The following is a 12,042-nucleotide window of genomic DNA, read 5'->3' on the forward strand; positions in this document are numbered from 1 at the left end:
GGCGCCCCCGCAATCATTCGCACCGAGGGCGCCGCACCTACGCGTGTACGCGCTCTGTAGGAGCCGCGACCCCGCGGCGAATCGAAAGAACGACGCCGATCTCGCGGCGCGCCCCCAATCGTTCGCACCGAGGGCGACGCGCCTACGCGTGTATGCGCCCTGTAGGAGCCGCGACCCCGCGGCGAATCGAAAGAACGATGCCGACCTTCCGGCGCCCCGCAATCATTCGCGCCAAGGGCGCCGCTTGTATGTTCTAGGCTAGGCACCTGCCGAGGTGTGGAGCCTGCAACGGCGGGCGCCGCGATGACGGACGATGGCGCGTCAACGCATGCGCGGTTGCTGTCGACCGGGTACGGGGCGGCGTTCCCGGCGGCGAAACGGCAGTGCCAGCAACAGCATGATGCTTTCCACTGCCCAGGCCAGGAACAGCGCACAGGCGATGCCCCAGGCAATCGCCTCGGGCGCCAGCAATACCTGATAGCGGTAGGCCGCATGAGTTTCCTGCAGCAGTTGCTCATCGGCGCCAGTCGCCAGGTGCCAAACCTGGCGATACCAGGGCCCCTGCATCGCCAGCGATTCGCGTTCGAGCAACGCGGAGCGCTCGACCAGCAGGCTCACGCTGCGTGCGTCGCTCTGCATCACCGGATCGCTGCTGCTGCGATAATGGCCGACCAGGCGTTCGAGGTCGCCCTCGAAGAAACGCCGAGCCGTATCGCGAAAGCCGCTCAGGCTTTGTTCGGACTCCAGGCGATGGGCTTCGACGCGCTTGGCATAATCATCGATGAAGCCCGGCACCTGGACGCCTAGGAGCAGCCCCAGGGCGAACAGCGCCAGGCGCAGATAACTTCTAACCATCATTCCCCCGCAGCCCCGCCATACGGGGCGCTAGTCAGTTGCTCAGGCCCTGGGCGATGCACTCGCCGGCACGCCACAGGCGCCATTCGCCGGGCTGATACAGCAACCACTGCTCATTATCGGTGAGCGGCTCGGTGGCCAGCACCGAAACCACATCGTTGGGCGTGGTCTCGGCATGGAAATCCACGCTCATGTCGGCATCACGCAGGTGCGCGGGGCCGAACGGTGCACGCCGAGTGATATGCGCCAGCTTGCTGGAACAGAAGCTGAACAGCCAGTCACCGTCGCTGAGCAGGCAGTTGAACACGCCATGCTGTCGATAGGCCGCGCAGGCCGCGACAAGTTCAGGCAATAGCACCTCGATCGGTACCGCTTCGGGGAATGCGGTTCGAACGCGGTTGAGCAGATCGCAGAACGCGCTCTCGCTGTCGGTGTCCCCCACGGCGCGGTAGAAGCTCAACGCCGGACGGAAATCAGCCAACTGGCCGTTGTGGGCAAAGCACCAGTTGCGCCCCCACAGCTCACGTACAAAGGGGTGGGTATTGGCCAGGCAGACACGGCCTACATTGGCCTGACGGATATGGCCGATCACCACTTCGCTCTTGATCGGGTAGCGCTGCACCAGTTGCGCCACTTCCGATTCGCTGCTCGCCTGCGGGTCTTGAAACAGGCGCAGGCCGCGGCCTTCATAGAAGCCGATGCCCCAGCCATCGCGGTGTGGACCGGTGCGCCCCCCCGTTGCATCAGCCCGGTGAAGCTGAAGACGATGTCGGTGGGGACGTTGGCGCTCATGCCGAGCAGTTCACACATGATCGGTCTCTCGCTGAGGGGTGCTTACAGCCGCGGCTCGACGCGAGCGCTGCGGGTACTGCGTGGCGCGTGCTTCGGTTGCTGCTCCTGCTCGAGGTGCTCGCGCAGGGTCAGGTCACTGTCCTCGCCCTGCTGTTGCTCACGGGTGGCTTTGCGCGCCTTCGCACTGCGTTCGAGCGGCCAGCGGATGGCCACGAACACGAGGTAGAGGGCGAACGCGATGAGCCCGTACATGGCAAGGTCCGCCACGGCGCGCCAGACGCTGCTGCCGACCTTGAAGATCAGGTCGAGGGCGACGATCGCCACGGCTGGCGCAAACAGCTCCTTGGCGGGGTCGACGATGGTCGGGCAGAACAGCAGGATGGCCGCCAGCAGGCGCAGGGGCTCGCGCAGGTAGCGCCACATCCAGCGGGTGATGCGAAACCACACCAGCAGGCAGCCCAGTGCGGCGATTGCATAGGCGCCCCAGGCGAGGAGATAGTCGTTTTCGATCATAAGGGGGACGGTTCCCGTGACTGACTGGACTCGATCGGGCGAATGCGCATGTGCGACGGTTGCCTGACGACAAAGACGCTTATGATAACGGCTTTTACCCGGTTCGGCGCTGCTGGCGTCGCCCCCGCGCCATGGAGACATCGATGAGCAACGCCCCTATCGCCCGCAAGGCTGCTGGCGCCGATCCCTACCGCTGGCTTGAAGCCCGCGACAGCGACGAGGTGCTCGAGCACCTGCGCGCCGAGAACGCCCACCTGGAAAACCAGCTGAACGACCACGAACTGCGCGAACAGCTGTTTCAGGAAATCAAGGCGCGCATCCGTGAAACCGACCTGTCGCTACCCACGCCGTGGGGCGACTACCTCTATTATCAGCGCACCACCGCCGGCGACGAATACCCGCGTCACTATCGCTGCCCGCGACCGGCCGATGGCGGCCTATCCATCGACGAAACGGCCGAACAGCTGCTGCTCGATCCGAATGAACTGGCCGCGGGCGGCTTCCTGTCACTCGGCGCATTCAGCATCAGCCCGGACCAGCAGCGCCTCGCCTACAGCCTGGACACCAGCGGCGACGAGATCTACCGCCTGTTCATCAAGGAACTGGCCGGCGGCGCGATCATCGAACTACCGTTCGAGAATTGTGACGGCAGCATGACCTGGGCCAACGACAACCAGACGCTGTTCTATGGCGAGCTCGACGAGGCGCACCGCCCCAGCACGCTGCACCGCTACCGGCTTGGCGAAACCGCCAGTACGCAGGTCTTTCATGAAGCGGACGAGCGCTTCTTTCTCAGCTGCTACCGCAGCAGTTCAGAGCGCCAGTTGGTGCTGCTGCTCGGCAGCAAGACCACCAGCGAATGCTGGGTGCTGGATGCGGATGCTCCGGAGCAGCCCTTCCAGTGCCTGGCTCCACGAGAAGAACACCACGAATACTACGCCGACCACGGCAAGCTCAACGGCCACTGGGCCTGGCTGATTCGCAGCAACCAGGCCGGTATCAACTTCGCCCTGTACAGCGCAACGCCACAGCAGCCGACCCGGGCCAACTGGCAGCAGCTGGTCGCACACGACGACAGGGTGATGCTCGAAGGCGTCAGCCTGGCCGAGTCGGCTCTGGTGCTCAGCCTGCGCGAGGGCGGCCTGCCCGTGATCGACGTGCGCCCACAAGGGCTGGCCGGGTATCGCGTCGCCCTGCCGGACGCGGCCTACAGCCTGTATGTGCAGGACAGCCTGGAATTCGCCAGCCCGGTGATTCGCCTACGTTACGAAGCGCTTAACCGACCCGCGCAGATCCGCCAGTTGAACCTGGCCGACGGCAGCCAGCAGGTGCTCAAGGAAACCCCGGTACTCGGTGAGTTCGATGCCGACGCTTACGTGAGCCAGCGCCTGTGGGCGACCGCCCGGGATGGCGCCCAGGTGCCGATCAGCCTGGTTGCCCGACGCGATGCCCTGGGCCAACAAGCCCCCCTTTATCTCTATGGTTATGGCGCCTACGGTGAAAGTCTCGACCCGTGGTTTTCCCATGCGCGACTGAGCCTGCTCGATCGCGGCGTCGTGTTCGCCATCGCTCACGTGCGCGGTGGCGGTGAGCTGGGCGAAGCCTGGTACCGCGCCGGTAAACTGGAGCACAAGCAGAACAGTTTCGAAGACTTCATCGCCTGCGCCGAACACCTGATTGCCGAGGGTTTCACCAGCCCGTCGCAACTGGCCATCAGCGGCGGGAGCGCCGGCGGCCTGCTGATCGGTGCAACGCTCAATCTGCGACCAGAGCTGTTCGCGGCGGCTATCGCCGAAGTGCCGTTCGTCGATGTGCTCAACACCATGCTCAACCCGGAGCTGCCACTGACCGTCACCGAGTATGACGAATGGGGCAATCCCGACAACGCGGACGTGTACGCACGTATCAAGGGTTACGCGCCGTACGAGAACGTGAGAGCGCAGGCCTATCCGGCGATCCTCGCAGTGGCGGGCTACAACGACAGCCGCGTGCAGTATTGGGAAGCCGCCAAATGGGTGGCGCGCCTGCGCGAGTTGAAGACCGACACCAACCTGCTGCTGCTCAAGACCGACCTGGAGGCCGGCCATGGCGGCATGAGCGGTCGCTATCAGGCGCTGCGAGATGTCGCACTGGAATATGCGTTCCTGTTCAAGGTGCTCGGCTTGCGGTCTGGCAACTGAAGGATCAGCGCTGCCAGGCCGGCTGCCGAGCGCACTCAGTGCTGCTCGTCGTCGTGCTCGGTGTCCTGCTCGTCGCGACGCTCGGCAGCGTCTTCAGCCGCCTCGGTCGACTCATCGTTGTCACGACCATCGCGAACCACTGGCGGGCTATCCGGGTCTGCGGCTGAAGGATCCGGAACGCTGGGGGTCTGTATGGCACCCGACGGTTGGGCGGGCGACGTTGGGCTCTGCTGAGCCTGAGCGGCGCTGGCCAATGACAGCAGGCTGATCAATATCAGAATGGGCTTGAGCATGTTCGAAACTCCTTTAATCAATGGGGCGTGTTGCGTTGGGCAGGGCAAGGGCTGAAAAAGTGCAAATTGATTCAGCAAGGCAGCCAACGACAACGCCTGCGCTCTATACTCGGACATCACCACCAAGGAGCGATCATGAGCAGCCCGTCCACGCCTACCTCCAAACTCGACCGCATCCTCGCCGATGCCCAGCGCAGCCGTGAAGAAGGCTACCGGGACAAGGCCTTGCGCATGTATCCGCACGTCTGCGGCCGCTGCGCCCGGGAGTTTTCCGGCAAGCGCCTGAGCGAGCTGACGGTGCACCACCGCGACCACAACCATGACAACAATCCTCAGGACGGCTCGAACTGGGAACTGCTGTGCCTGTTCTGTCATGACAACGAACACGCCCGTTACACCGACCAGCAGTATTTCAGTGAAGGTTCGCTGGCCAGCCAGACCGGTCCGAAAACCACCCACAAGGCATTTGCCAACCTCGCCGACCTGCTGCAGAAAAAGCCCTGAGTCGAACGGAAAATTTCGCCATGCATCGTTGAAGGTTCGCGAGGGAGCGACACGGCCTGGCGAAATTTCTCGCGGCAACGCGGCTAGCGCTGCCACGCCAACAGCCACGGGTAACCCAACAGGCCGTATAATGCCGCCCCTTTTGCACGAGGCCTGCCCGTGGGCAACAAACGATACAGCTGCATTGGTCTCTACAACCCCAAGTCACCGGAGAACGTCGGCGCGGTGATGCGCGCTGCTGGCTGCTATGGCGTGGCCTCGGTGTTCTACACCGGCAAACGCTACGAGCGCGCCCGGGACTTCGTGACCGACACCAAGCGTGTGCACCTGGACATTCCCCTGATCGGTATCGACGACCTGCAAAAGGTGATTCCACTGGGCTGTACGCCCGTGGCGGTGGAACTGGTTGACGGCGCCCTACCGCTGCCGACCTATACTCACCCTGATCGCGCTTTCTACATCTTCGGCCCTGAAGATGGCTCACTGAGCAAAGCGGTGCGCGACTGGTGCGAAGAAGTGGTGTATATCCCGACCCAGGGCTGCATGAACCTGGCGGCCACCGTCAACGTGGTGCTCTACGACCGCCTGGCCAAAGGCAACAACACCAAGACCGGCGCCAAGTACTGAGCTCAAACGCCAGGCCAAATAAAGCCCGGACAAGCCGGGCTTCGTGTTGACACCTACCGATCAGGACGGCTGAACCTTGCCACCGGTGCGGCTGTAGCCGTCCTCGGCAACCAGCTTGCCACCGACGCGTTCGAAACCGCTCTCGGCGATCTTGCCACTGGTACGGCTGTAACCATCTTCGGCAACCAGCTTGCCACCGACACGTTCGAAGCCGCTCTCGGCGATCTTGCCACCGGTGCGCTCGTAGCCATCCTCGGCAACCAGCTTGCCGCCGACACGTTCGAAGCCGCTCTCGGCGATCTTGCCACCGGTGCGCTCGTAGCCATCCTCGGCAACCAGCTTGCCGCCGACGCGTTCGAAGCCACTCTCGGCGATCTTGCCACCGGTGCGGCTGTAGCCGTCCTCGGCAACCAGCTTGCCACCGACGCGTTCGAAGCCGCTCTCGGCGATCTTGCCACCGGTGCGCTCGTAACCGTATTCGGCCACTTTTTGCGCACCAACCGAGTGCGAGGTAGTCGCGTCGACCGGTGCTTGCGGAAGAGCAAAAGCGGCGCTGGCGAGGGTGGCGATAAACAGACTGGCGATGAATTCAGTTTTCATGTCGAGCTCCTTGGGAGGAAGTAAGTGGGTATGGAGCTCATGTTACTCAAGAAAATTTGATCAAAAACTCGTTCCCAGGAATAGTAAAGATCGACTTCATTGATAGCTTGGTGGGCACCAGCAATGGCGGGGCCTGTACGCAAAACGCCCAATCCGGCGGCTGCACCGGATTGGGCGATTGGGCATCAAAGAGGGGCGTTTCTGCCCTGACGAGCGGGACGCTAGAGACGAAACCTCAACGCAGCAGTCGGGTATCCAGCACCTTGGAACTGCGCCCCATGACGTTCTCGGTCATTTCGATGAAGTCTTTGGTACTGGCGTTGTCCATGCGCATCAGGCCGCGGGCCACGTCGTCCAGCGAGCGCTGCTCGCCATCTTTGGTGGCTTGGCGGATTTCGCGGTCGAGCTCCTGCAACAGCAGTACTGCGCGGGCGGTGACCGGCCCGGTAGCGTTTTCGGTGCGCAGGGACTTGACCGGCTTGCTCCAGGTGATCAGGTGTTCGCGGACCTTCTGATAGCGGTCTTCGCTGAGCCCGCCGGCACGGCGCATCACCTCGATGGCGTAGTACTCGGCCAGCCCCTCGCTGATCCAGTCGCTCTTGTCGGTGTCGCTTATTCGGCTGAACACGTGCACCAGCTCGTGTACCAGGGAGCTGGTGCCGTTCTCGCTGACCAGCGGGCGGTCGGCGTGCATGAAGTACGAGTTGGGCGCCGACAGACCGCCGCGCCACATCGGGTCGCCAGCACCGACTACCAGCAGCTTGGCGGGATCACGCGGGAACACAGCCTGAATTTCCGGCCAGACGAAGGTCAGCAGGGTCAGCACATCCATGCGACGCATGCCCTCGCCCACCGGCGCGGCGATGGTTACCTGGGTTTCACCGAGCTTGGCGCGGCGCGTGCCGATCTTGCCGGCGACGATCCAGCCAGTCGGGCGGTCGAACTTGCGCTGGGGGTTGTCGATGCGAAACTTGTTGTCGCCGATCCGCGGCCAACCGGTCTCGACGCTACGCCAGCCCTCGGGCAAGTCGAATTCGATGCGCGAGACCAGTTCCGTGCCGTCGACCTGGTTGAGCACCGCGCTGGGAACCAGGTCATCGCCACGCAGCAGCGCCCAGTCCTCGGTCATACGTGCATCGAAACGATCATCGCCGCGCGGGTGGCTGATGCGCACCTTGTAGGTGAGGCTGGCCTTGCCTTTGCCCGGCACCCACCGGCCGCGCTGCGGATCCTTCTGGGTCCACTCACCATCGGCCTGAAAGTCGCTGTAGTAGCCCTCGTCGCCCAGGTTGAAGTCGAGGCTGCGCACCTGCTCGCCCTTCTCCAGGCTGATGCTGACCTGCGCCTGATCGCTTTGCGGCAGGAATTTCACCTTGTAGTCGAGATCGACCTTGTCGGCGGCCCACAGGGGGGTGCCGGTACTCAACAGAACAGCGGACAGCAGCAAGCAGCGCATCGACATACAGGCAACTCCAGAACAGACGAATTGGAACGGTCCACGGGATCAGGGCACAACAACCGCATGGCGCAACAGCACCATGAAACACGGGTGTGCTTAAGCGAGCCTTAACGGGCTGCGGCGGCACATCACAGACACTCAGCCAGCACGAAAGATCAGGTGTTCTTCCCAGTCATCCTCGGCCACGCTGTTTTCACTGAGCATACGCCCGGCCTGGGAAATGCGCTCACGGTGCACCGCGTCCGGGTCACCGCATACCAGGTGGTGCCATGACGGCAGGTCCTTGCCTTCGCTTACCAGCCGGTAACCGCAGGTCGGCGGCAGCCACTGGAACTGATCCGCCTGGGCGGGCGTAAGCTGGATGCAGTCCGGCACGAAGGTCTTGCGGTTGGGGTAATCACTGCAGCGGCAGCTGTCGAGGTCGAGCAGCTTGCAGGCCACGCGCGTGTAGTAGACGGCACCGTCGTCCTCATCTTCGAGTTTCTGCAGGCAGCACAGCCCGCAACCGTCGCACAACGATTCCCACTCCTGGGTATCGAGCTGCTCGAGGGTCTTGTGTTGCCAGAACGGAAGTGCGGACGCGGCCATGATCGAGACTGCAGGAAGCGGGCGAAAAGGCCGGCAGTCTAGGTCTGCCGGCCGCGCAGCACAAGCCGCGCACGACGATGCGTCTAGTAGCCTTTGGAGAAATCAACCGCGCCGTGCAGCGTGTGGCCGTCTCGATAACGTTGCAGGTTGTCGACGAACAGCTCGACCACCAGCGACGGCAGGCTGGGCGCGGCGCTGTGGCCGGTCAGCAGCAGGTTGTCGGTGCCCCAGAACGGGTGCCCGGCAGGCAGCGGCTCTTCACGGCAGACGTCGATCACTGCGGCGGCCAGTTGCCCCCTGGCGAGCGCCGCGACCAGGTCGTCGTCAACCACCGCCGCGCCGCGTCCGGCGTTGATCAGCACAGCTGACGGCTTGAAGTGCGCGAACAGCTCGGCATCGTAGAGGTCCGAGGTCGCCGGCGTGTTGGGCAGCAGGTTGACCACGTAATCGGCCTGCGCGACGAGCCGTGGCAAGTCCTCGAGAGCAGCCACTTCACTGAACGGCGCGAGGGTGCGCGCGCTGCTGGCCACTCCGACCAGTTCGACCTTGAACGGTTGCAGGAAACCCGCGACCGCCACGCCGATTTCGCCAGTACCGACAATCAGCACCGTACGCCCTGCCAGGCTGCTCGGCAGCCGGCCATCCCAGCGTTGCTCGCGCTGCGCCTGCAGGCGGGTAAACAGCTCGCGTTCGTGGGCAAGCATGTGACAGAGCACGTACTCGGCCATGACCTGGCCGAACACCCCGACCGCGCGCGTCAGCTGATAGTCCCGTGGCAAATCCTGCGCCAGCAACGGAGTGATGCCGGCCCAGGTCGATTGCAGCCACGCAGGCTGGTGGCCGGCGCGCATCAGCTCGGCGAACACATGCGGCTCGCCGAGCCAGATCGGGCAGTCGCCGGCCTGCCCCGCCAACTCCATGCCGTCGCCGGCGATCAGTTCGTGATCCGGCACGGCCTCCTGTAGCAGGCGGCGGTACAGGGCGTGATCGCCCTCGGCAATCAGTACGCGCATGGGAAATCTCCTCGCTTAGACCGGGTCGTTGCGGCGCAGCAGTTCTTCCGGCAGGTGTTCGATGTAATCCTCTTCGGGGGGCGGCATCTGCAGGTGGTAGCCCTGGCTGTCGAGGTTCTCCAACACCTTGTGGATGTCTTCACGGGCCAGGGTACGCTCCGGCGTGAGCACCATGTCGAAGGCATGCACCGGCGGGCCAAAGGCGTTTAGCAGGCTGTCGGGCACCTGTTTCAGGGCATCGGCGCGCAGCACGTAGAGGTACATGCCGTCCTTGCGGCGGCTCTTGTAGATCGAGCAGATACGCTTCATGCGCACTCCCCTTCGCCGGCGAGGCAATCGAGCAGTGCCTGGCCCATCCGCTCGCGGCGCCAGCCGCGCAGGCTATCGGGCAAGCGATAAGGCCCGTTCGGGTAGCCGCTCTTGAGCAAGGCCTCGAGGGTCTTCTTGCGCAGCATCAGTTCGGGGGCGATATCCAGGCGTTCACCTTCGCGTTGGCCGATGGCGCGCAGCTTCTTGAGCAACGCCGTGGACTCCAGCGGCAGCGGCTCGGGCATGGCCGGCGGCCACTCGCTCGCCGGCGTTGCGGCGGCCTCGCGGATGATCTGCAGGATGGTTTCGCCGTCCTGGCGCACGGTTTTCGGGTGCATGTCCTCGATGCGCGCCAGGGCGACCAGATCGCTCGGCTGCTGGCGAGCCAGCGGCCACAGCGAATGCTCGCGCAGGATGCGGTTGCGTGGCTGGTTACGCGCCCGCGCCTGCCGCTCGCGCCAGGTGCACAGTGCGCGCAACACGGCCAACTGGGCGCGTGACAGTTTCCAGGCCAGCTTGGCTTCGCGGTAGGCCTCTTCGGCCGGAATTTCCCGGCCCAGGTTGGCGACCAGCTCGGCACCGTCTTCAAGGATCCAGGCGTTTTTTTCTGCCGAGAGTTTTTCCTGCAGGCGTCGGTAGAGCTCCGCCAGGTGCACCACGTCTTCGGCGGCGTAGCTGACCTGGGTGTCGGACAACGGGCGCTGCAGCCAGTCGGAACGGGTCTCGCCCTTGGGCAGTTCGATGTCCAGCACCGCCTGTACCAGCCGCGAATACCCCATGGAAAAGCCTAGATTGAGGTAGCCGGCAGCCAACTGCGAGTCGAACAGCGGCACAGGCAGGCTGCCGGTCAGGCGCAGCAGCACTTCGAGGTCTTCGCTGCAGGCGTGCACTACCTTGATGACTTCTCGGTCCTCGAGCAACGCGGCGAACGGCGACCAGTCGTCGATCAGCAGCGGGTCGATCAGGTACGCGCACGCGCCCTCGCTGATCTGCAAGAGCCCGGCGATCGGGTAAAAGGTATCGACGCGCATGAACTCGGTGTCCAGCGCCACGAAGGGCTGCTTGCGCCAGGCCGAGCAGTGCTCGGCCAGGCTGGCGTTGTCTCGAATCCAGAGAATTTCGATGGTCACGCGGCTCTCCCGTAAAGATTGCCGCGCAGTATATCCCGTGAGCCGCTGCTGTGCGCTCACAGTAGTTCGGCACGCATACGTTCACGCAACTCATCGGAGCAGCGCAGCATCGGCTCGCGTAGCTCGTCGGCAATCAGCCCCTGCATGGCCAGCAGGCTTTTAACTGGCGCCGGGTTGGGCTCGGCGAAAACCAGGCGGATCAACGGCAGCAATTCACGGAACAAGGCGCGACCGGCAAGCAGATCACCCTGCTGCAAGAGCGTGACCACCGCAACGAAATCGGCCGTACGCAGGTGCGCCGCGGCAGAGATGGCCCCGCTGCCGCCCAGGCAGAGGGTGGTGAACAGCTGCTCTTCCTCGCCGGTGAGCACATCGAGGGTAGCGTCCTGAATCAGCGCCTGGGTCTTGCGAAGGTCGCCGCCGCAATCCTTGATCGCCACGATTCGCGGATGCCTGGCAAGCTGGCGGAGGGTGTCCAGTTCCAGGCTGACGGCACTGCGATAGGGAATGTCGTAGAGGATGATCGGCAGCCGTGAAGCGTCGGCGATGGCCTCGAAGAACCTCAGCAGGCCCTGCTGCGACGGCCTGATGTAATAAGGCGCCGGCACCAGCACACCGGCCAGGGGGCGATTCTGGATGCGCTGCAAACGCCCAAGCACCGCCGCCTGATTATTGCCACTGAGCCCCATCACCACACGGCAGGCCGGTACCCTCTCGAGTACCGCATCGAGCACCGCCAGTTGCTCGCCCTCCTCCAATGCGGCGGCTTCTCCGCTGGTGCCACACACCACCAGCCCTGCCGCACCGGCGTCGATCAGATGAACGGCCAGCGCGCGCAACGCCGGGAAGTCCACCTGCCCGTCGCGAAAAGGCGTCACCAGGGCGACCCAGACTCCAGAAAATGTAGACATGCTTGCAACTCCTCGGTGTAGACCGTTCGGTCACCGTCGATGGAGTGCGGAAAGGGAGTGTGACGAAGGGATGCTTCGACCTCGCGCCTCTGTCCTGTCAGCCCATCTGACGGGACAGCGCGCCCCGGTCAAATGAGCGACTGTTTCTTCGACTTGCCAACCACCAGGCAGACGCGCGGCAACGCAGCCAGAGGGCTGTGTGCAGGAAGCGAAGGCTGGGAGCTGGTGAACATGCGATGCTCGAACAAGGCGGTAGGCGTCGATACTG

The 12,042-nt window shown here is 64.0% G+C and carries 13 protein-coding genes and 1 pseudogene; 3 read left to right on the plus strand and 11 right to left on the minus strand.

Annotated elements, in window-relative coordinates:
* Positions 1-321 precede the first annotated feature (321 nt).
* The 3 genes and pseudogenes from ACZ0AV_RS04480 to ACZ0AV_RS04490 all read right to left on the minus strand — a co-directional run bounded on the left by ACZ0AV_RS04480 (position 322) and on the right by ACZ0AV_RS04490 (position 2,160).
* Positions 322-855 carry a DUF2937 family protein gene (locus tag ACZ0AV_RS04480; protein WP_499149922.1) on the minus strand — a complete coding sequence of 178 codons (534 nt, stop codon included), beginning with the start codon at positions 853-855 and terminating at the stop codon, positions 322-324.
* A 34-nt stretch (positions 856-889) separates the two neighbouring features.
* Positions 890-1,665 (minus strand): annotated as a pseudogene (locus tag ACZ0AV_RS04485) (class II glutamine amidotransferase).
* Positions 1,666-1,689: 24 nt separating this feature from the next.
* Complete coding sequence (locus ACZ0AV_RS04490) at positions 1,690-2,160, minus strand: MFS transporter (protein ID WP_499149923.1); 471 nt, start codon at positions 2,158-2,160, stop codon at positions 1,690-1,692.
* Between the two features lie 143 nt (positions 2,161-2,303).
* On the opposite strand from ACZ0AV_RS04490, the gene ACZ0AV_RS04495 reads away from it, so the two are divergent.
* Entirely contained in the window at positions 2,304-4,340 is a 2,037-nt protein-coding gene (locus ACZ0AV_RS04495) for a S9 family peptidase (RefSeq protein WP_499149924.1), read from the plus strand.
* Between the two features lie 35 nt (positions 4,341-4,375).
* On the opposite strand, the gene ACZ0AV_RS04500 is transcribed toward ACZ0AV_RS04495, so the two are convergent.
* Positions 4,376-4,633, minus strand: coding sequence for a hypothetical protein (locus ACZ0AV_RS04500; RefSeq protein WP_499149925.1), 258 nt, complete (start codon positions 4,631-4,633; stop codon positions 4,376-4,378).
* A gap of 135 nt (positions 4,634-4,768) precedes the next feature.
* Between ACZ0AV_RS04500 and ACZ0AV_RS04505 the strand changes: the two genes are divergently transcribed.
* Positions 4,769-5,137 (plus strand): YajD family HNH nuclease, encoded by a 369-nt coding sequence (locus ACZ0AV_RS04505; RefSeq protein ID WP_499149926.1) that lies wholly within the window; start codon positions 4,769-4,771, stop codon positions 5,135-5,137.
* Positions 5,138-5,296: 159 nt separating this feature from the next.
* A complete protein-coding gene (locus tag ACZ0AV_RS04510) occupies positions 5,297-5,764 on the plus strand; it encodes an RNA methyltransferase (protein ID WP_499149927.1) in 468 nt (155 codons plus the stop codon).
* A gap of 60 nt (positions 5,765-5,824) precedes the next feature.
* Here the strand turns inward: ACZ0AV_RS04510 and ACZ0AV_RS04515 are convergent, their stop codons facing one another.
* The 7 genes from ACZ0AV_RS04515 to dapA all read right to left on the minus strand — a co-directional run bounded on the left by ACZ0AV_RS04515 (position 5,825) and on the right by dapA (position 11,774).
* On the minus strand, positions 5,825-6,364 hold the full coding sequence (locus ACZ0AV_RS04515) for a heme utilization protein (RefSeq protein ID WP_499149928.1): 540 nt from the start codon (positions 6,362-6,364) through the stop codon (positions 5,825-5,827).
* Between the two features lie 235 nt (positions 6,365-6,599).
* Positions 6,600-7,826 (minus strand): hypothetical protein, encoded by a 1,227-nt coding sequence (locus ACZ0AV_RS04520; RefSeq protein WP_499149929.1) that lies wholly within the window; start codon positions 7,824-7,826, stop codon positions 6,600-6,602.
* A gap of 135 nt (positions 7,827-7,961) precedes the next feature.
* Entirely contained in the window at positions 7,962-8,411 is a 450-nt protein-coding gene (locus ACZ0AV_RS04525; RefSeq protein WP_499149930.1) for a YcgN family cysteine cluster protein, read from the minus strand.
* Positions 8,412-8,494: 83 nt separating this feature from the next.
* Positions 8,495-9,424, minus strand: coding sequence for a D-2-hydroxyacid dehydrogenase (locus ACZ0AV_RS04530; RefSeq protein WP_499149931.1), 930 nt, complete (start codon positions 9,422-9,424; stop codon positions 8,495-8,497).
* A gap of 15 nt (positions 9,425-9,439) precedes the next feature.
* Positions 9,440-9,733 (minus strand): YcgL domain-containing protein, encoded by a 294-nt coding sequence (locus ACZ0AV_RS04535; RefSeq protein ID WP_499149932.1) that lies wholly within the window; start codon positions 9,731-9,733, stop codon positions 9,440-9,442.
* Positions 9,730-10,863: a ribonuclease D gene (rnd, locus tag ACZ0AV_RS04540; protein ID WP_499149933.1), complete on the minus strand. Its 1,134-nt coding sequence runs from the start codon at positions 10,861-10,863 to the stop codon at positions 9,730-9,732. The genes ACZ0AV_RS04535 and rnd overlap by 4 nt, the downstream gene beginning before the upstream one ends.
* A 56-nt stretch (positions 10,864-10,919) precedes the next feature.
* Positions 10,920-11,774, minus strand: coding sequence for a 4-hydroxy-tetrahydrodipicolinate synthase (dapA, locus tag ACZ0AV_RS04545; protein WP_499149934.1), 855 nt, complete (start codon positions 11,772-11,774; stop codon positions 10,920-10,922).
* Between the last annotated feature and the right edge of the window lie 268 nt (positions 11,775-12,042).

The sequence above is a fragment of the Pseudomonas sp. AC532 genome, from assembly GCF_979258965.1.

Bases quoted from the DNA above. Each gene is read 5' to 3' on its own strand.
- ACZ0AV_RS04480 (WP_499149922.1), bottom strand. From the start codon at position 855: ATGGTTAGAAGTTATCTGCGCCTGGCGCTGTTCGCCCTGGGGCTGCTC.
- ACZ0AV_RS04490 (WP_499149923.1), bottom strand. From the start codon at position 2,160: ATGATCGAAAACGACTATCTCCTCGCCTGGGGCGCCTATGCAATCGCC.
- ACZ0AV_RS04495 (WP_499149924.1), top strand. From the start codon at position 2,304: ATGAGCAACGCCCCTATCGCCCGCAAGGCTGCTGGCGCCGATCCCTAC.
- ACZ0AV_RS04500 (WP_499149925.1), bottom strand. From the start codon at position 4,633: ATGCTCAAGCCCATTCTGATATTGATCAGCCTGCTGTCATTGGCCAGC.
- ACZ0AV_RS04505 (WP_499149926.1), top strand. From the start codon at position 4,769: ATGAGCAGCCCGTCCACGCCTACCTCCAAACTCGACCGCATCCTCGCC.
- ACZ0AV_RS04515 (WP_499149928.1), bottom strand. From the start codon at position 6,364: ATGAAAACTGAATTCATCGCCAGTCTGTTTATCGCCACCCTCGCCAGC.
- ACZ0AV_RS04520 (WP_499149929.1), bottom strand. From the start codon at position 7,826: ATGTCGATGCGCTGCTTGCTGCTGTCCGCTGTTCTGTTGAGTACCGGC.
- ACZ0AV_RS04525 (WP_499149930.1), bottom strand. From the start codon at position 8,411: ATGGCCGCGTCCGCACTTCCGTTCTGGCAACACAAGACCCTCGAGCAG.
- ACZ0AV_RS04530 (WP_499149931.1), bottom strand. From the start codon at position 9,424: ATGCGCGTACTGATTGCCGAGGGCGATCACGCCCTGTACCGCCGCCTG.
- ACZ0AV_RS04535 (WP_499149932.1), bottom strand. From the start codon at position 9,733: ATGAAGCGTATCTGCTCGATCTACAAGAGCCGCCGCAAGGACGGCATG.
- dapA (WP_499149934.1), bottom strand. From the start codon at position 11,774: ATGTCTACATTTTCTGGAGTCTGGGTCGCCCTGGTGACGCCTTTTCGC.